Origin of the sequence: Acinetobacter sp. ACIN00229 (assembly GCF_016106645.1) — a bacterium.
GTDB classification, from domain to species: Bacteria; Pseudomonadota; Gammaproteobacteria; order Pseudomonadales; family Moraxellaceae; genus Acinetobacter; species Acinetobacter oleivorans.
In genome coordinates, this window is record NZ_JADWOM010000002.1 from 101,762 (window position 1) to 118,984 (window position 17,223).

The window sequence follows — 17,223 nt, forward strand, 5'->3', positions numbered from 1 at the left end:
ATGGCTACAGCAAAACAAAGCTTATTATTGTCCTCACTCATGGGAAGCCTGCTCCTTGCAGGCTGCTCTTTGGCACCTGAATATCAACCTGCAAAGGTCATAGTTCCCGTCAAATTTAAAGAGTCGGACGCTAAACTTGAGGATAATAACTGGAAAATTGCCCAACCCGCCGATCAGCAGCTTCGAGGTGAATGGTGGCGCGTTTTTAATGATGCTCAATTGAATGAGCTTGAACAACAGGCCATTTCTGGCAACCAAAACCTTAAAGCAGCAGCGGCCAATATTCAGGCTTCACGTGCGTTACGTTCAGCAGCACAAGCTGAACGCTTGCCAAGTATTGGTGCAGGCTTTGGGCCAACTCGGCAAAAACCTTCTCCAGCTTCACTCGGTTTAGATGAAAATACCTATACATCTGCACAAACCTTATGGCGTGCTCAAGCGAATGTTTCATATGAGCTCGATTTATTTGGTCGTATCGCCAGCAGTGTTAATGCAGCAACAGCTGATGTACAGCAACAAGAAGCTTTATATCAGTCAGCACTTTTAGCCTTACAAGCAGATGTTGCCCAAGGTTACTTTCTCATTCGTCAGCTTGATGCTGAACAAGCAATTTATAATCGCACTATTAAACTGCTTGGCGAGACAAGAGACTTAGTTCAAACACGTTTTAGAAATGGTTTAGTCAGTGAATTAGATGTTTCTCGCGCACAGACTGAACTTGCTACAGCTCAAACCAATGCACTGAACATTGCTCGTAACCGAGCCAATGCAGAGCATGCACTTGCAGTATTGCTAGGCAAAACACCTGCTGAGTTTAGCTTGACGATTCAGCCTTTAACTGCAAACAGCCTCCGTCTGCCAGCAGGTTTACCTTCGGCTTTACTTGAAAGACGACCTGACATTGCTGCTGCCGAACGTGCTATGGCAGCAGATAATGCACGTATTGGAATTGCACGTGCTGCTTTCTTCCCAAAACTAGACCTGACAGGTGCGCTCGGTTATGAATCATCAACCTTAGGTGATTTAGGTAAATGGTCGAGCCGTACTTTCTTACTTGGTCCAGTCGCAGGCACTATTTTATCTTTGCCATTATTTGACGGCGGGCAACGTAAAGCGGGAGTCGCTCAAGCGCGAGCAGCCTATGAAGAAAGCGTTGCAAACTATAGGCAAACTGTATTGAATGCATTTCGCGAAGTTGAAAATGGTTTATCTGATCAAAGAATTCTCGATCAGCAAATTCAGGCACAAAACCAAGCACTTTCTTCTTCTCGTCATGCAAATCAATTGTCTCATTTACGTTATCGAGAAGGTGCGATTAGCTATCTTGATGTGATTGATTCAGATCGGACTATTTTGCAACAAGAACAACTTTCTGCACAGCTTAACGGCACTAGAATGATGGCTAGTGTAAATTTAATCCGTGCATTAGGTGGTGGCTGGTATGATGCCGAGTCATCAGCAAAATCTAAAAGTTAATTCTTATCTAATTAACTTGATATAAAAAAAGCGCCATACGGCGCTTTTTTTATATTTACAACTTATTGTGCGTATACAGGGAATTTTGCACAAACAGTTTCAACTTTCGCTTTTACGTCAGCAATAACTTTTTCGTCACCTTTGCTGTCAATCACGTCAGCGATCCAACCAGCAAGCTCACGAACTTCAGCTTCACCGAAACCACGAGTTGTTACCGCTGGAGTACCGATACGGATACCAGAAGTCACAAATGGAGAACGTGGGTCATTTGGAACTGAGTTTTTGTTCACAGTAATGTGAGCAGCACCTAACCAAGCATCTGCATCTTTACCAGTTACATCTTGCTTGATTAAAGATAACAAGAATAAGTGGTTTTCTGTACCACCAGAAACAACGTCATAACCACGAGCGATTAACACTTCAGCCATAGCTTGAGCATTTTTCACAACTTGTTGTTGGTAAGCTTTAAACTCATCAGACATTGCTTCTTTGAAGCAGATTGCTTTAGCAGCAATCGCATGCATCAATGGACCGCCTTGGTTACCAGGGAATACAGCTGATTGAAGTTTTTTCTCGATTTCTTCATTCGCTTTCGCAAGGATTAAACCAGAACGTGGACCACGAAGTGTTTTGTGAGTCGTAGTTGTAGTTACGTCAGCAATTTGAACTGGGTTTGGATATACGCCAGCAGCTACAAGACCTGCAACGTGAGCCATATCAACAAAAAGGTAAGCGCCAACTTTGTCCGCGATGTCACGGAAACGTTGCCAATCTACAACACGGCTGTAAGCAGAGAAACCAGCAACGATCATACGTGGCTTGTGCTCTAATGCTAAACGTTCAACTTCTTCATAATCGATCTCGCCAGTTTCAGCGTTTAGACCGTATTGAACAGCATTATAAGTTTTACCAGAGAAGCTTACTTTAGCACCGTGAGTCAAGTGACCACCGTGAGCCAAGCTCATACCTAAAACAGTATCACCTGGGTTAAGAAGCGCTAGATAAACAGCAGAGTTAGCTTGTGAGCCAGCGTGTGGTTGAACGTTTGCGTAATCTGCACCAAAAAGTTCTTTAGCACGATCAATCGCCATTTGCTCAATGATATCCACATATTCGCAACCGCCATAATAGCGTTTACCTGGATAACCTTCTGCATATTTATTCGTAAGTTTTGATCCTTGCGCTTCCATCACAGCAGGAGAGCAATAGTTTTCAGAAGCAATTAACTCGATATGTGCTTCTTGACGCTCACCTTCAGAAGCAATTGCTTGAGCTAATTCTGGATCAAATTCAGAAATGGAAATATTGGCAAACATTAGCGGGGGTCCTATAAAATTAGGGCTTTTAAGCCGTGCTAAGATTGCGACATATTGTAGCATGAACTTTATAATTAAACAGAATGAAGTTAGCTCAGTTTTAAATAAAAATGGCTCAAGTTTTATAAAAAATGAGCCATTGTTTATAAATCAATAAAAAAGCTGGTTTAAAGCTTATATTTAAAATTTTTCCCTCATTCACTTTAGCTTACAAGAAGGTTAAAAATACTTTAAATATCAATAACTCTATTGTGCTGTTAGCAAAGTCTGCACATTTCCAACAATGTTGTCTACATTACTACTCATTGCCGTATTATGGTCCCAGTTACCAGTCACATAACTATTAATTTTAGTACCTACGCTAGTGGCATTAAATATCAATAGATCAGTTGCCAATTTAGGTACTGTAGGATCAGCTATCCCTTGATAAATGATGATTGGTGTCGTGACTTTTACTTGTAACAGCTGTGAATCTTTTTCCAAAAACGTCTTAACTAGCGGCACTTCCATAAAGTTAGGTTGTGTACGCATATAACCATCTAATGTTTCCCCATGAGTTGCAATATAAACTTGCATAGTAGCGCTAAAATCCCCGAGTAAAGGTTCATAACAAAAACCTTCAGCGTCTTGTGCAATTCTTGCAGTAGATTCAGTAAATACTTGAAGATAATTAAAGTCTGGATGGGTATTACGAATTCCTGCTACAACAAGCGCTGTAAATGCATCAAGCTGCGCATAGATTGCCTTTTTTTCATATACTGATGCACTTGCAGCTTTTAATTCTCCATTTAAAAGAATACTTCCTAAATTAGAAGCTGGTGCTACGGCTACTGTACCTTTATAGTCTAGCTGTGCACGACTCGCATATTGTGCAGCACCTAACGCAGCATGCCCCCCTTGGGAATGACCGACTGTAAGCCATTTTTTTGAAGTTAATAAGTTACGCTGTGATAAATAGTTACGCGTTGCAACCACAGCATCTGTAATTGAGAAAGCCTCACTTTTAACATTTAAAAATGGATGTATGCCTGAAGTACCTAAACCTTCATAGTCTGGCGCAACAACAACATAACCAGCTGCAAGTAACTTACTAATTAAATCTTTTGTACTGTCTGTTAAAGCTGCTTTACTTGGTGCACAGGCATCTGCAACACCTGTAGTACCATGTGCCCAGACTACAATTGGCCAACCGCCTACTGGTGGTGGCGTATTTGGTGTAAATACCAAACTGGTTGCTTGCACTTCTTGGCCTCTTTGACCTAACATTTTATAGGTCAAAATACTACTTTCAGCAGCAACTGATCCTAGGTTGGTGCTCGTGTAAGCATCTACTTTAACCACTGGGTTTTGAATATTATTGGTTGGAGTACCAGATGGATTAGTACTTACTGGGCTGTCATCGCTACTTCCTCCACCACATGCCGTCAACAATAAACTTGTGCTAAGAACACTGGTCATGAACAGTTTCATTTTCATTGGTATATCTTCCCTTAAATTCCATTTTTGTTTTGCTTTAGTTTTTTAATCAACATTTTCTAATGTCTTAAAAACAATTACGCCTAATCTTTATTTTTCGCAAGTTCTATTGGATGAAATTAATCTATGAAAACTTTATTTTTAATATAAATTGACGTTCTCGCTACTTTATAGCCTCACTTCATGTTTTAAAGTAGATAGCCAACTGTTACCATTCATAGCTACTTGTGATTGTTTAAAGGGCCAGTTATGCAAACCATTATTTTAGATACAGAAACACATACACTAAATGGTTTGCCTATTGAAATTGCATATGCCCCGATCGAACTTAATGAAGGAAAGCTCACCTTAGATAAAAGCAAATTGTTTGATCAGCTCTATCAAGTCGGTGCTCCTATTTCCTACGCCGCTATGGCAGTTCACCATATATTAGAGTCAGATTTAGAAAACCAGCCTCACTATAAAACGTTTAAATTACCAGAGAGCACAACTTATATTATTGGTCACAATATTGATTACGATATTGCCGCGATTGCACGTTGCGGTGTAGATGTATCGAATATTAAACCGATTTGTACTTTAGCTTTAGCGCGTAAAGTTTGGCCTGAAGCAGAAGCACATAATATCTCCGCCCTCATCTATATGATTTCGCAAGGCAGCAGTAAAGCTCGTGAATTGCTCAAAGGTGCACACCGTGCCGATGCCGATATTATTTTGACTGCTAATATTTTGATGCATATTATCTATCATTTAAATATTCAAGATATTGAAGAGCTATACCGAGTTTCTGAAGAAGCACGTATCCCCACAACGGTTAACTTTGGTAAGCATAAAGGTACAGCAATTGCTGAACTTCCTAAAGACTATATTCAATGGTTATTACGCCAAGATGAGCTTGATATTTACCTTCGCAAAGCATTAGAAAATGTACTTTAATGACTTAAATAGATGATATTCATCAATTCTTCATCATATTGTCATTTTTGAGTTTTATGGTTAACCCCATTTATATTTTATTAAAAACAGCACTGTTCAACTCAGAAAATTGAACAGTCTGATTTATTTTTATATTGGGGAAACATCATGGCTGGTTTTTATAGAACCAATTTAGGGAGAGTTGCGCTTCAACAACGCAATATTGTTTTAAATGCAAAACAAAGACGTTTATTACTCTTAATAGACCATGAAGATTTTCAAAACTTAAATGGTGAATTTAAAAAACGCATTGCTTCTCCAGAATTGATTCAACAGCTTATCGACTTAGAGCTTATTGCCCCAACTGCCTCTACAAAAACGTTAACTGATGAAGAAATTATTTTAAAAACATCATCAATAAATAAAGTAGAAGAAAATCAAAAAGAATCTGTTGGTAGCTCCATAGCACATTCCCCAAATATTATTGGAGAAATTCAGCTTTCCGAACAAAAAACTTTAGATCAGTCCAGTACTACATATTTTCAACCAGCAATGTCTTCTAAGGCTCTCTCTTTCGAAGAAATACAACTGTTAATGATGAAAACGCTTAGCAGTTATTGCGGACTAATGACTAAACCACTAGTTCAAAAAATAGAGAAAGCCACAACAATACAAGAGCTTAAACTTTGCCAAATGCAATGGATTACCAGTTTGCAAGAATCACGAATTCCTTCTCAGGAACTTGCAAGTGCTTTACATACAATTAACTATTCAATTCAGCTTATTCAGGAAAATATATAAAATATTAAACAACTTGCTGTTTAATTAAGCATTAAATTCACTTGGCACGTATTTCGTGCTTTACCTGCCAGTGTTTTTTTCCTATGATGTGCCCCACGCATGCGCTCGTAGCTCAGTTGGATAGAGTACAGGTTTCCGAAACCTGGGGTCGTGGGTTCGATCCCCGCCGGGCGCACCAGCTTTTATATAATAACTTCATAAATTTATCTCAATTTTATAAAATTCCGACTATTTTACTTGGTTTATTAATCATTATCGCTCAAAATATACCCCTCTTTCATAATGTGAGAATTTCATGACTGATGCTTTGGTTTTAAGAGATTTGTCCAAAACATATCGTAATGGTTTTCAGGCGTTAAAAGGTATTAACCTCACTGTGCCTGAAGGTGAATTTTATGCGTTGTTAGGCCCAAATGGTGCCGGCAAATCAACAACCATTGGTATTATCAGCTCCCTCACGAAAAAAACCTCAGGAACAGTTGAGATTTTTGGGCACAATCTCGATACCCATCCATCTCTGGCAAAACAGCAGCTTGGCGTCGTTCCTCAAGAATTTAACTTTGGACAGTTTGAAAAAACATTCGATATTTTAGTCACTCAAGCTGGCTATTACGGCATCCATAAAAAGATTGCAGAAAAACGTGCCGAACATTATTTAGAAAAGCTCGGCCTGTGGGAAAAACGTAATATACAAGCACGCATGCTGTCTGGTGGTATGAAGCGTCGTCTGATGATTGCCCGTGCCATGATGCATGAGCCTAAGCTTCTTATTCTAGATGAACCTACTGCTGGTGTAGATATTGAATTACGCCGTTCTATGTGGGATTTTCTGACTGAAATGAACGAAAGCGGTACTTCTATTATTTTAACGACCCACTATTTAGAAGAAGCAGAAATGTTGTGTCGTCAAATTGCGATTATTGACCGCGGTGTAATTAAAGAAGATACCAGCATGAAGAACTTCCTTAATCAGCTCAATGAAGAATCATTTATCTTCGATTTAGCCGAACCGATTGGGCCGCTTCAGTTAAATATTATTGGTGTAAAGTTTAACTTAATCGATAGCAATACTTTAGAAGTAACGATGGATAGAGCGCATACATTAAATGACCTATTCCAGCTATTAGAATCTCAAGGTATTCGTGTTCGTAGTATGCGTAATAAATCGAACCGTTTAGAAGAGTTATTTGTCAAAATGGTCGAGAAAAATCTTGAAGGAGAGGCAAAATGAATTTTAGCCAACTGCAAATTGCTCTCTGGACCATAGTTCGTAAAGAAGTACGCCGTTTTCTACGCATTTGGCCACAAACCTTATTACCACCTGCGATTACAATGAGTTTGTACTTTGTGATTTTCGGTAATTTGGTGGGTTCACGCATTGGACAAATGGGTGGCGTGAGCTATATGCAATTTATTGTGCCCGGCTTAATTATGATGGCAGTCATTACCAATAGTTATGCCAACGTTTCTTCAAGTTTCTTTAGTGTGAAATTCCAAAAAAGTATTGAAGAACTCATCATGAGTCCCGTTCCACTCCATATCATTTTATGGGGCTATGTCATTGGTGGTATTTGCCGTGGTGTATTAGTAGGTGCAATTGTGACTGCAATGAGCATGTTCTTTACTGACCTTTTCATACACAACTGGTTCGTAACTATATATACAGTCTTAATTACGTCGGTTCTTTTCTCATTAGGTGGTTTTATTAATGCAGTCTATGCAAAATCATTTGATGATATTTCTATTATTCCCACCTTTGTTCTTACACCCTTAACTTATTTAGGTGGTGTGTTTTATGCCATTAGTGCACTTGGTCCTTTTTGGCAAAAACTTTCTTTAATTAACCCTATTGTTTATATGGTTAATGCTTTCCGTTTCGGCATTTTAGGTCATAGTGATGTGAATGTTTCATTCTCTTTAATCATTGTGACATCATGCTGTGTTGTACTTTACGGAATTGCTTACTATTTACTTGCTCGTGGTTCAGGAATGCGTGAATGAGTGTCGAACAGTCTTTATTGGGTAAAGAAACCCAATATCCAACTAATTATCAACCTGATGTTTTATTTCCAATTGCCCGTGCTCAGTCTCGTGAAAGCTATTCACATATTGAAGGCATTACTCAAGGTAAAGATTGGTGGCATGTTTTTGAAATCTCATGGTTAAACGCTCATGGTATTCCACAAGTTGCGATTGGCAGAATTACACTGCCCGCTTCTTCACCGAATTTAATTGAGTCAAAGTCATTAAAACTTTACTTCAATAGTCTTAATTTCACTCAATTTGATTCAAAAGAATTATTCATTGAAACGGTTGAAAAAGATCTCTCCGCTGCTGCGGGTGCAAAAGTTGACTTAACCTTATTTCAGGTTGATGATTTAAATATTTCTAAACCTCAAGGCATTTGTATTGATGACCTTGCGCCAGAACGTTTAGAACAACACCCTGATGCAACTCTTTTAAAACGAGATGAGTCTGGTGAAGAAGTTGAAATTGAGCTGTATTCTCATCTTTTGAGAAGTAACTGCCCAGTCACGGGACAGCCGGATTGGGGTACAGTTTTTATTCGTTTTAAAGGCAAAAAACCTTGTTATCGTAGTGTTTTAGCTTATATTATCTCGTACCGTCAGCATAACGGCTTTCACGAACAATGTGTCGAACAGATCTTTGCCGATATTTGGCAAAATCTAGAGCCTGAGAAGCTGATGGTTTATGCAACTTATACTCGTCGCGGCGGACTTGATATTAACCCTTGCCGAGTATCGGATCTTTCATGGATGCCAAAACCGATTCGATTGGCACGACAATAAAACGAATAATTTGAGGATACACCATGCCGTTTTTTGGTTTTACCCCTTCTGAAGGCTTATTGAACGATATACAAACTGGAATTGCGAATAAAAATTCTAGCGAACCTTTATATCCACTTCGCGATAAGATTGCTTTACAGCTTAATGAAGAGATTATTGATAATGTCTTAATTCAGTTAGTTCAACATTTTCCTGCAAGTGAAAAGCGCGATACTGCCGAAAAACTAGCAGGCTATGTCAAATCAACTGTTGCTGTTCTTTTAAAGCAATTGTTAAGCAAAGCACCAAATGATGTGGTTAAACAATCAGTAGAGTTTTCTGAAAAAAGCTTATTTAAAGACCCACAAGGCCAATATAAAGTAGGCGTAAATTTAGATGCAGGTTTAGTAACTAACCTTAAGCATAACTTTACTGAACTTGAAGCAGGCAATGACATTAATAAAGCTGCTTTAGCTGAGTTATATAAACAATTCGGCGATGCCATGATTAAACACTTCATGTCTGATTTTAATAAAACATTAGACCTTGGCATGATTAAGCGTAAAGCAGCCGATATTGGTGCAGCAGCTGTAACAAAAGCTGTTCACATTGCGATCGACAAATTGATTCCAAGCCTAAATCGCACTGAACTAAAAGCGATGGCTGAATATCATGATGGTTTATTCTTTAACTAATAAAAAATAGACTATCGGAAACCTAGCGAAAGCTAGGTTTTTTTATTGCAAAATATTGATATACATTGCCATTAACCAAGTTTATGTTAGCATGCGCCAAGCACTGATTGACCTTAGTTAACGCCGCATGTCTCCTAGTCCGCAATATAAATTTTTACGCCAAGCTCCTCGAGATGGTCTTAGCACTGCTATGCAACCTTCAAAGTGGCAACAACTCCATGTTGACCCTTGGCTATGCCTATTTCTGCTCTTAAATGCGCTATTAGGTTTAACCGTACTATATAGTGCTTCTGCACAAGATGTGGGGTTAGTGAGTAAACAAGCCATGAGTTTTGGTATTGGCTTTTTAGTGATGTTTGGTCTAGCCCAAATTCCGCCAAAGGTCTATCAAGCTTTTTCACCCTATTTTTATTTATTTGGCTTATTTTCACTTTTGGCAGTCATGATATTTGGTGAAGTTAGAATGGGTGCTCAGCGCTGGATTGATATTCCCGGTTTCGGAAGTGTCCAACCCAGTGAATTCATGAAAATCGGCATGCCCATGATGATTGCCTGGTTTTTAGCACGTAAACCACTTCCCCCTAGTTTTTCACAAGTTGTTTTATCATTAATGTTAATTGGTATTCCTTTTTTACTGATTGCAGAACAACCTGACTTAGGGACATCACTTTTAGTATTAGCAAGCGGAATATTTGTTTTATTTTTAAGTGGACTATCATGGCGTATGATCGGTGCTGCGGGAGCCTGTGCCGCGGTGGTCATTCCGATTGCTTGGGAATTTCTTTTACACGACTATCAACGTCAAAGGGTTTTAACTTTACTTGATCCAGAGGCAGATGCACTCGGTACAGGTTGGAATATTATTCAATCTAAAACGGCAATTGGTTCTGGTGGTTTTTCAGGTAAAGGATTTCTTGAAGGTACCCAATCACATTTGCACTTTTTACCTGAAGGCCATACCGACTTTATTATTGCTGCGTACTCCGAAGAGTTTGGGCTCATCGGTGTACTTATTTTAGTTATTCTTTATTTTGCTATTATTTTTAGAACATTCCAAATCGGTTTACAAAGCTTCCATAACTATGGACGTTTAGTTGCTGGCGCCTTTGGTTTGTCTTTTTTTGTTTATGTATTTGTAAATGCGGGAATGGTCAGTGGTATTTTACCTGTAGTAGGTGTTCCCTTACCTTTTATGAGTTATGGCGGAACAGCTATTATTACTTTAATGGCCACCTTTGGTTTAGTCATGTCCATTCATACACATCGATAATCTGGAATTTTAAAACGATATGTTGTCTCAACACTTAAATAAAACTTTAAAAATGCTTGCTTTATGTACTGGTTTAATCAGTACAAGTCACTTCGCTCAGGCCAACGATTTTGCAACACATCCTGATTATGTAAATTTTAAACAAAAAACGATGAGCGCTTATGGGTTAAGTGGTGATCAAGTTGATGCAGCTATGAATGGTGCAAAAAATTTACCAAACATTCTAAATATTATGACTCGTCCAGGTGAAAGCAAACCTTGGTATGACTATCGTTCTATGTTTTTGGTTGAAGGAACAATTCAACGTGGTGTGCGTTTTAAAAACCAATATGCAGATGCTTTAAACCGTGCTGAACAACAATATGGTGTATCTCAAGCTGTCATTTTGGGCATCTTGGGTGTTGAGACAGGTTATGGCGCAAATAAAGGTTCATTTATTACACGTGATGCATTAGCCACACTTGCTTTTGGCTACCCTCGCCGTGCTGAATATTTTGGTGATGAACTTGCTGCTCTTATTGCATGGACCTATAAAGAAGGTTATCCAACAAGTAGTATTGTAGGTTCCTATGCAGGTGCAATTGGCTATCCACAATTTATGCCGAGTAATATTAGTAAATATGGGGTCGATTATGATGGTAATGGACACATCGATTTAAGAAATTCTGCAGAAGATGCAATCGGTTCAATCGCAAATTACTTAGCAAAACAAGGATGGCAACGCGATCAACCTATCGGGTTTATGGCACGTTACACAGGCTCAAATCCAGACAGTGTTATTGCTAAAGATTTAACTCAACCTTTTCCATATGGTGCATTAAAGACACTCGGGGTTTCACCTTTAAATCCTTTAGTTAAAATTGATGATCTGGATATGGTGAATGTTATTCAATTACAAGACTATAATGGTCCAATTTACTATTTGACTTACCCGAATTTTCAAGTGATTACGACCTATAATAAGAGCCGTATGTATGCTACTGCTGTATGGTTATTAGGCACTGAAGTGGCTAGCCGATAGGCTAGCTTTTTTATAAGTTATGTAAAAGTCAATAAATATTTTTGTTAAATAGATCACAATACGCACAAATTTAATATCTTGTTACACTTTTGATTATTTTTTAACCCAAAACTGTAAGTTTTTGCCCTTTTTGTAACTATTTCTCGTTAAAGACTAGACACTCTCCGTAAGCGATGAATATTATCCACCCCAATGTAGCAATTGCAAAAGTGAATAATAAGACATGTTCACTTTAAATTTCAGTCAATCGCTGAAAGAAAAAAGTACATGTTCTCAGGAGTTTATACAAATGCAGTTATCGCTGAAATACGTTCTTGCACTGACGGCTAGTTTAAGCATAGCCCCATTGCACGCTGAAATGGTGCAATCTTCATCATTAAATAGTGATGTAGATGGTTCTAATTTAGCAGCTCGTGTATTGAGTAAAGATACTCAAAATTTTAATTCTCGTTTTTCTAACATTAACAGTCTTTCAATCACTGAACGTTCTGGCGATCAAATCCGTCGTCAAGCTATCGCAGCAAAAATTGAAATCCCTGAAGATGAGCCTTCAGTGATTGAAAAACTTAACACAGTAGCTTCAAACACTGTTCGTAAGTTTAGCCAAACTGGCATGGCTTCATGGTATGGTCGTCAATTCCATGGTCGCAAAACAGCAAGTGGTGACACATTCGATATGAATGCTCTTACTGCTGCTCACCGTAGCCTACCGTTAAACTGTTACATTCGAGTAACGAATAAAGACAATGGTAAAAGTGTGGTTGTAAAAGTAAATGACCGTGGTCCTTTCCATGGCAATCGTGTACTTGACCTATCTTACGGCGCAGCTAAACGTCTTGGTATTACCAATGCTGGAACTGCAAAAGTAAATATTGAGCGCGTTGATGGTCCAACTTCATAAGTTATAGACTCTAGAGCTCATGTAAAAAGCCGCAATTTTTTCTGCGGCTTTTTTATGTTTTAAACTATGAAAATAATTCCTAGCTTAAAGTAAAAAAATTATCTTTTTTAACCCCTCTCCAACCCCACTTTTGATTATTTTTCGAACAAAAAATTGCATTTATTTTATCAAAGTCTATTTCGCTTCTAAATTGCGCTTAGAGCGACTTTAATAAATTTGCGCTACCCCAGTACCATTTTTCTAAAATAAGGGCTATTTATGGCGTTTTTAGAGTAGATGAGTAGAGCTTTTTCACACAATTTTCCCACCCATCTCAAAATTACACTTTTTTTGCTGTTTTCATCATTGAGCAACACAGAAAAAATATTATGAAATATTGCACCCTTTTTTGAGTTAAAATGGACTATTTTTTCAATCAGCGCCATATTATTTTTTTCATCTACCCCCTCCTCAGTTTTTACTGCCAAATCGCTATAGTTGAATAGTGCTGGTTTCTTGTCGAATTCCTCCAGAACAGGCTAAAATATATCCAGAAAGAATAAATCAAAGTTAAAACAAGGAGTGTGCCATTAATGAAATCCGTTACAGAATGGTTTGATGAATATAGCGAAAGCCATCAAAACCCAACCAATAAACAAATTCACTGGCTCTGCGTTCCTGCCATTTTATTCTCTATTATTGGAATCATTGCCCATTTCAGCACCTTGCTCACTACTCTACTACTTGTACTCACTTTAGTATTTTATGCTCGTTTAGATCTTGTACTTGCTGTTGCAATGGCAGCTTTACTTGTTGTTATGGCGTGGCTCATTTACACCCTACCTGTAGGAGTAGGATTTTATATTGCTCTTTTTGTGATTGCTTGGATCGGACAGTTCTATGGCCATAAAGTTGAGGGCAAAAAACCATCTTTCTTTAAAGATTTACAATTTTTACTCATTGGCCCCGTCTGGTGCATGGATGCCTATCTAGGAAAAATCTTACCCAAATGGAAAAGTAGACAAAAACACGCTATATCCTAATTATTGAATTAAAGCTGGATCATCTCGATTCAGCTTTTACATTTTAGTAATTTATTAGAAAATTTATAAAATAGAAAAAAACCAAACTAGAAATAACACTTAAAAGCACTTTCTTGAGATAAAGGGCAATCACAATACAAAAGATTGCTGCATAAATATAAGGATTATCAATAATTCCTTTTAAATTATCGCCATCAAAAAAAACAACTGGAATACAAATTGCTGTTAATAAACATGGCGCAGAATAATTAAGCATCTTGTTCATAATAAGCGGCAATTTAATTTTAACAGTGGGTTCTAAAAAATAATAACGATTAAAAAAGACGATTGCTGCCAAACCTAAAATCATAAACCAAGACATATTATTGCTCCTTACTTATTTTTTCAGTTAACACAGCAACCAACATCCCTATTAATCCTGAAAGTAAAATCGCTCCTTCCACTTGATAAAATTTAAAGAAAAATCCGCTTAAACAAGTCATTAGCACACCAGCAACTACAGGCACCCCCTTACATAGCGGCACGATCATGGCAATAAAAATAGCCACAATTGAAAAATCTAAATGATAATTTAGTAAATCTGGAATCACTGTTGCTAAAAGTATTCCAACCAAGCTAAAAATTACCCAGAATAAATAAAAAGACAGGCCTGCACCCAACAGATATTCTGGCTGTCTTTTTTCACCGGATGCACATACCGCAAATAATTCATCCGTTAATAAAAAACCCAAACTTAACCGTTTCGAAAGAGACAAAGCAGAAATGTCATTTCTTAAAGTTAATGCATAAATAAAATGCTGAGCCGTTAAAAAGAAAATCGTCACATAAATTGTAAAAGTAGATGCCCCTTCCATTACCATGCTTAAACTAACTAATTGAGCTGCTCCAGCAAAAACAATTCCCGACATCGCAAGGGCTTTATAAAAAGATAAACCTGCATGAATTGCCATAGAACCTGCCAAAATTGCCCACGGAATAACAGAAATTGACAAGGGCAAAATATCCATTGCACCACGTAAAAAAAGATAGGATGGTTTATTTTTTGGAAACCTCACCAACTGATGAAGCTGAATATTCATATATAAAATCCAAGATAAAAGATCTCTCTATAAAATGCGTAATGAGAGTTGATTTATATTGAATAAAATTGCTGTAAATAAATTTTTAATAATCTAGTTATTTAGGCTAGCTACATATTGAGTAGGCGTCACTCCCATTGCTTTTTTAAAGTGACGATTAAAATGGCTTTGATCAGAAAAACCACATTGCTGTGCCACCATCGCAATTTGGTCACCCTGTTTTAATAATTGTCTTGCTTTTTGTAAGCGTGCTTGAACAAGCCAAGCATGAGGTGGCAAGCCCACATATTTTTTAAATTGTCTTAAGAAATGCCATGCACTTAGACCTACCATGTCAGCCAGATCTTGCAAAGAAAAGTTTGTTTCAGGCATTTCTACCAGTAATTCTTTAACTCTTAATATTTTTGAATATGCTTCAGGCAACTCACAAAAAGTATGATTTGATTTACTATGTCGCTTCATTAAACAGGCTAAAGTCGATAAATACATCGTTTCTTTAAGTAAAAAATTATCTTTTTGTTCTAATAAATCAAAGAGTAAACATAGTTGTTGAGCCAAACCCAAGTCACGAATGACAGCTTGAGGAAACCATGGCGCGCCACGTGAATTTTCAAAAAAATCGTGACTGACTTCTGCCAACATTTCAGGTGTAGGATAAATTGCTCGATATCGCCAACCTGACTCTACCGCAGATGAGCCGGTATGAATTTCGTCAGCGTTTACTAAAATAATGTCGCCTTTAGGAGCTACATGCAGCTGGCCCGTCCTAAAAAAAGACTGTGCTCCCTCTTCAATCACACCAATACAGTACCCTTCATGAGTATGCTTCGAAAATTGTGTTTGGTGATAATGTGCTTTTAGTAACTCTAAACCGCCCAGCTCTCGCACATGCAGATAATCGGCTTGCTCCCGCTGCATAAATACGTCTCATCTATTCAATAAAAAAACCATAGCATGTTTTAAGAAACTGAATAGAATAAAATTGCTCTATAAAAACAATCTCTTTATTTGTTTATTCGGCTTTATTGGTAGATTTGCCCATCATGTTTGAGCCAACCGCTTTCATGACGATTTTGTGGATCACGATGAGTCCAGTGCAATACACCACCTTTTGGGTTATATTCATATTCACCGTAAAACTCTACGACATCACCTTTTTTCAAATTAGGAATTTTAGGTGCTAAATCAATATTATGTGCGACTAAAATTGAAAGGCCATTTTTTAGTACAAGAATAAATTTCTGGTGTCTCGACCCATCATTATCATCTCTTAAAATTGCTTTTACTCGGCCACTTCCCTGCACTTGAACATTACTTTGTCTCTGCTCATAAGCAGCTTTTATTGTATCAACCCCATTATTTGAAAGTGTAGTTTCAGTATGCTGAGCTTCGGGTATAACTGATGATGGCGATTGATTTTGCTTATGCCCAGATAAATCCAGACCAAAATATGCAGCAATCAATAAAATGATGACACCACCAATACTGAGATTTTTTTTATTTGTCATTGTCTACCCTTAATTTAACTGAGATAAAAAAAGCCCCAATGGGGCTTTTTTTATTGTGATACGAATTACTTCGCAGCAGCTTGAGCAGCAGCAACTTCTTCAGCGAAGCTCATTTCTGCTTTTTTCTCAATACCTTCACCAACTTCGAAACGTACGAAGTTAGCAACAGTAGTACCAGTTGCTTTTAATACATCAGCAACTTTTTTGTCGTTGTCGATTACGTACATTTGACGATCAAGAGCAACTTCGTTCAAGTATTTATCAACTGAACCAGTTACCATTTTCTCAACGATGTTAGCTGGCTTACCAGATTCTAACGCTTTCGCTTCAGCAATTTCTTTTTCTTTAGCGATAAGGTCAGCAGGAACAGCTTCAGCATTTACAGCTACTGGGTTGAATGCAGCAACGTGCATTGCAATACCTTTACCAGTATCCGCATCACCAGTATAAGAAACTACAACACCGATTTTTAAACCGTGTTTGTAGATAGCCAAGTTTTCGCCTTCAACGATTTTCGCACGACGAACTTGGATGTTTTCACCGATTTTTTGAACAAGCGCAATACGAGCTTCTTCAACTGTTTGACCGTCTGCTAATTTTAATTCAGCGATTTTAGCAGCATCAGTTTCACCAGCAGCTAAAGCAGCAGTAGCAACAGCTTTAGAGAAGTTAGAGAAGTTTTCGTCTTTAGCAACGAAGTCAGTTTGACAGTTAACTTCAACTAGAATTGCTTTGTTGCCTTCTTGAACGATTGTGATTGCACCGTCAGCAGCAATGTTACCAGCTTTTTTAGCAGCTTTAGCTTGACCAGATTTACGAAGGTTATCAATAGCAAGCTCGATGTCACCGTTCGCTTCTGTTAATGCTTTTTTGCATTCCATCATTGCAAGACCAGTACGGTCACGTAATTCTTTTACCATGCTTGCAGTAATTGCAGTCATGTTGATCTCCTAA

Annotated in this window: 18 protein-coding genes, 1 tRNA gene and 1 pseudogene; 13 read left to right on the forward strand and 7 right to left on the reverse strand. The window is 37.9% G+C overall.

All coding sequences use genetic code 11. The annotated features are described in order from the left end of the window. Complete coding sequence (locus I7H67_RS01925; RefSeq protein ID WP_198306942.1) at positions 1-1,476, forward strand: efflux transporter outer membrane subunit; 1,476 nt, start codon at positions 1-3, stop codon at positions 1,474-1,476. Positions 1,477-1,538: 62 nt separating this feature from the next. On the opposite strand, the gene glyA is transcribed toward I7H67_RS01925, so the two are convergent. Beyond that, entirely contained in the window at positions 1,539-2,792 is a 1,254-nt protein-coding gene (glyA, locus tag I7H67_RS01930) for a serine hydroxymethyltransferase (protein ID WP_032052288.1), read from the reverse strand. Positions 2,793-2,853: 61 nt separating this feature from the next. On the opposite strand from glyA, the pseudogene I7H67_RS19615 reads away from it, so the two are divergent. Further along, positions 2,854-2,976 (forward strand): annotated as a pseudogene (locus tag I7H67_RS19615) (hypothetical protein). A 62-nt stretch (positions 2,977-3,038) separates the two neighbouring features. Here I7H67_RS19615 and I7H67_RS01935 read toward each other — a convergent pair. Next, entirely contained in the window at positions 3,039-4,268 is a 1,230-nt protein-coding gene (locus I7H67_RS01935) for an alpha/beta fold hydrolase (protein WP_198306943.1), read from the reverse strand. Positions 4,269-4,517: 249 nt separating this feature from the next. Here I7H67_RS01935 and I7H67_RS01940 point away from each other — a divergent pair, with 249 nt between their 5' ends. The 11 genes from I7H67_RS01940 to I7H67_RS01995 all read left to right on the forward strand — a co-directional run bounded on the left by I7H67_RS01940 (position 4,518) and on the right by I7H67_RS01995 (position 13,682). Further along, the gene (locus I7H67_RS01940; protein WP_151821296.1) at positions 4,518-5,204 is read left to right on the forward strand and encodes a 3'-5' exonuclease; all 687 of its coding nucleotides are present in this window, start codon (positions 4,518-4,520) and stop codon (positions 5,202-5,204) included. Positions 5,205-5,351: 147 nt separating this feature from the next. After that, on the forward strand, positions 5,352-5,984 hold the full coding sequence (locus I7H67_RS01945; protein WP_198306944.1) for a hypothetical protein: 633 nt from the start codon (positions 5,352-5,354) through the stop codon (positions 5,982-5,984). 101 nt (positions 5,985-6,085) lie between these two features. After that, positions 6,086-6,162 (forward strand) — tRNA-Arg (locus I7H67_RS01950). A gap of 117 nt (positions 6,163-6,279) precedes the next feature. Further along, complete coding sequence (locus I7H67_RS01955; RefSeq protein ID WP_005307103.1) at positions 6,280-7,215, forward strand: ABC transporter ATP-binding protein; 936 nt, start codon at positions 6,280-6,282, stop codon at positions 7,213-7,215. After that, positions 7,212-7,985 carry an ABC transporter permease gene (locus I7H67_RS01960; protein WP_004791025.1) on the forward strand — a complete coding sequence of 258 codons (774 nt, stop codon included), beginning with the start codon at positions 7,212-7,214 and terminating at the stop codon, positions 7,983-7,985. The genes I7H67_RS01955 and I7H67_RS01960 overlap by 4 nt, the downstream gene beginning before the upstream one ends. Continuing rightward, on the forward strand, positions 7,982-8,794 hold the full coding sequence (queF, locus tag I7H67_RS01965; RefSeq protein ID WP_198306945.1) for an NADPH-dependent 7-cyano-7-deazaguanine reductase QueF: 813 nt from the start codon (positions 7,982-7,984) through the stop codon (positions 8,792-8,794). The genes I7H67_RS01960 and queF overlap by 4 nt, the downstream gene beginning before the upstream one ends. 23 nt (positions 8,795-8,817) lie before the next feature. Continuing rightward, positions 8,818-9,468 carry a hypothetical protein gene (locus I7H67_RS01970; protein ID WP_005307108.1) on the forward strand — a complete coding sequence of 217 codons (651 nt, stop codon included), beginning with the start codon at positions 8,818-8,820 and terminating at the stop codon, positions 9,466-9,468. Positions 9,469-9,595: 127 nt separating this feature from the next. Beyond that, positions 9,596-10,738 carry a rod shape-determining protein RodA gene (rodA, locus tag I7H67_RS01975; RefSeq protein ID WP_005307110.1) on the forward strand — a complete coding sequence of 381 codons (1,143 nt, stop codon included), beginning with the start codon at positions 9,596-9,598 and terminating at the stop codon, positions 10,736-10,738. Between the two features lie 19 nt (positions 10,739-10,757). Further along, positions 10,758-11,759: a lytic murein transglycosylase B gene (mltB, locus tag I7H67_RS01980; protein WP_004791015.1), complete on the forward strand. Its 1,002-nt coding sequence runs from the start codon at positions 10,758-10,760 to the stop codon at positions 11,757-11,759. Between the two features lie 289 nt (positions 11,760-12,048). Continuing rightward, positions 12,049-12,660 carry a septal ring lytic transglycosylase RlpA family protein gene (locus tag I7H67_RS01985; RefSeq protein WP_004791014.1) on the forward strand — a complete coding sequence of 204 codons (612 nt, stop codon included), beginning with the start codon at positions 12,049-12,051 and terminating at the stop codon, positions 12,658-12,660. A 572-nt stretch (positions 12,661-13,232) separates the two neighbouring features. Continuing rightward, entirely contained in the window at positions 13,233-13,682 is a 450-nt protein-coding gene (locus I7H67_RS01995) for a DUF962 domain-containing protein (RefSeq protein ID WP_198306947.1), read from the forward strand. A gap of 43 nt (positions 13,683-13,725) precedes the next feature. On the opposite strand, the gene I7H67_RS02000 is transcribed toward I7H67_RS01995, so the two are convergent. The 5 genes from I7H67_RS02000 to tsf form a co-directional block, all read right to left on the reverse strand. Then, the gene (locus I7H67_RS02000) at positions 13,726-14,043 is read right to left on the reverse strand and encodes an AzlD domain-containing protein (RefSeq protein ID WP_198306948.1); all 318 of its coding nucleotides are present in this window, start codon (positions 14,041-14,043) and stop codon (positions 13,726-13,728) included. Between the two features lies 1 nt (position 14,044). Next, a complete protein-coding gene (locus tag I7H67_RS02005) occupies positions 14,045-14,761 on the reverse strand; it encodes an AzlC family ABC transporter permease (RefSeq protein WP_198306949.1) in 717 nt (238 codons plus the stop codon). Between the two features lie 93 nt (positions 14,762-14,854). After that, on the reverse strand, positions 14,855-15,679 hold the full coding sequence (locus I7H67_RS02010) for a helix-turn-helix transcriptional regulator (protein ID WP_005307123.1): 825 nt from the start codon (positions 15,677-15,679) through the stop codon (positions 14,855-14,857). 104 nt (positions 15,680-15,783) lie between these two features. Beyond that, positions 15,784-16,269: a DUF3465 domain-containing protein gene (locus I7H67_RS02015; protein WP_198306950.1), complete on the reverse strand. Its 486-nt coding sequence runs from the start codon at positions 16,267-16,269 to the stop codon at positions 15,784-15,786. Between the two features lie 65 nt (positions 16,270-16,334). Continuing rightward, entirely contained in the window at positions 16,335-17,210 is an 876-nt protein-coding gene (tsf, locus tag I7H67_RS02020) for a translation elongation factor Ts (protein WP_004791001.1), read from the reverse strand. Between the last annotated feature and the right edge of the window lie 13 nt (positions 17,211-17,223).

Bases quoted from the DNA above. Each gene is read 5' to 3' on its own strand.
- I7H67_RS01940 (WP_151821296.1), top strand. From the start codon at position 4,518: ATGCAAACCATTATTTTAGATACAGAAACACATACACTAAATGGTTTG.
- mltB (WP_004791015.1), top strand. From the start codon at position 10,758: ATGTTGTCTCAACACTTAAATAAAACTTTAAAAATGCTTGCTTTATGT.
- I7H67_RS01995 (WP_198306947.1), top strand. From the start codon at position 13,233: ATGAAATCCGTTACAGAATGGTTTGATGAATATAGCGAAAGCCATCAA.
- I7H67_RS01970 (WP_005307108.1), top strand. From the start codon at position 8,818: ATGCCGTTTTTTGGTTTTACCCCTTCTGAAGGCTTATTGAACGATATA.
- I7H67_RS02015 (WP_198306950.1), bottom strand. From the start codon at position 16,269: ATGACAAATAAAAAAAATCTCAGTATTGGTGGTGTCATCATTTTATTG.
- I7H67_RS02000 (WP_198306948.1), bottom strand. From the start codon at position 14,043: ATGTCTTGGTTTATGATTTTAGGTTTGGCAGCAATCGTCTTTTTTAAT.
- I7H67_RS01960 (WP_004791025.1), top strand. From the start codon at position 7,212: ATGAATTTTAGCCAACTGCAAATTGCTCTCTGGACCATAGTTCGTAAA.
- queF (WP_198306945.1), top strand. From the start codon at position 7,982: ATGAGTGTCGAACAGTCTTTATTGGGTAAAGAAACCCAATATCCAACT.
- I7H67_RS02010 (WP_005307123.1), bottom strand. From the start codon at position 15,679: ATGCAGCGGGAGCAAGCCGATTATCTGCATGTGCGAGAGCTGGGCGGT.
- I7H67_RS02005 (WP_198306949.1), bottom strand. From the start codon at position 14,761: ATGAATATTCAGCTTCATCAGTTGGTGAGGTTTCCAAAAAATAAACCA.
- tsf (WP_004791001.1), bottom strand. From the start codon at position 17,210: ATGACTGCAATTACTGCAAGCATGGTAAAAGAATTACGTGACCGTACT.
- I7H67_RS01955 (WP_005307103.1), top strand. From the start codon at position 6,280: ATGACTGATGCTTTGGTTTTAAGAGATTTGTCCAAAACATATCGTAAT.
- I7H67_RS01985 (WP_004791014.1), top strand. From the start codon at position 12,049: ATGCAGTTATCGCTGAAATACGTTCTTGCACTGACGGCTAGTTTAAGC.
- rodA (WP_005307110.1), top strand. From the start codon at position 9,596: ATGTCTCCTAGTCCGCAATATAAATTTTTACGCCAAGCTCCTCGAGAT.
- glyA (WP_032052288.1), bottom strand. From the start codon at position 2,792: ATGTTTGCCAATATTTCCATTTCTGAATTTGATCCAGAATTAGCTCAA.
- I7H67_RS01945 (WP_198306944.1), top strand. From the start codon at position 5,352: ATGGCTGGTTTTTATAGAACCAATTTAGGGAGAGTTGCGCTTCAACAA.
- I7H67_RS01925 (WP_198306942.1), top strand. From the start codon at position 1: ATGGCTACAGCAAAACAAAGCTTATTATTGTCCTCACTCATGGGAAGC.
- I7H67_RS01935 (WP_198306943.1), bottom strand. From the start codon at position 4,268: ATGAAAATGAAACTGTTCATGACCAGTGTTCTTAGCACAAGTTTATTG.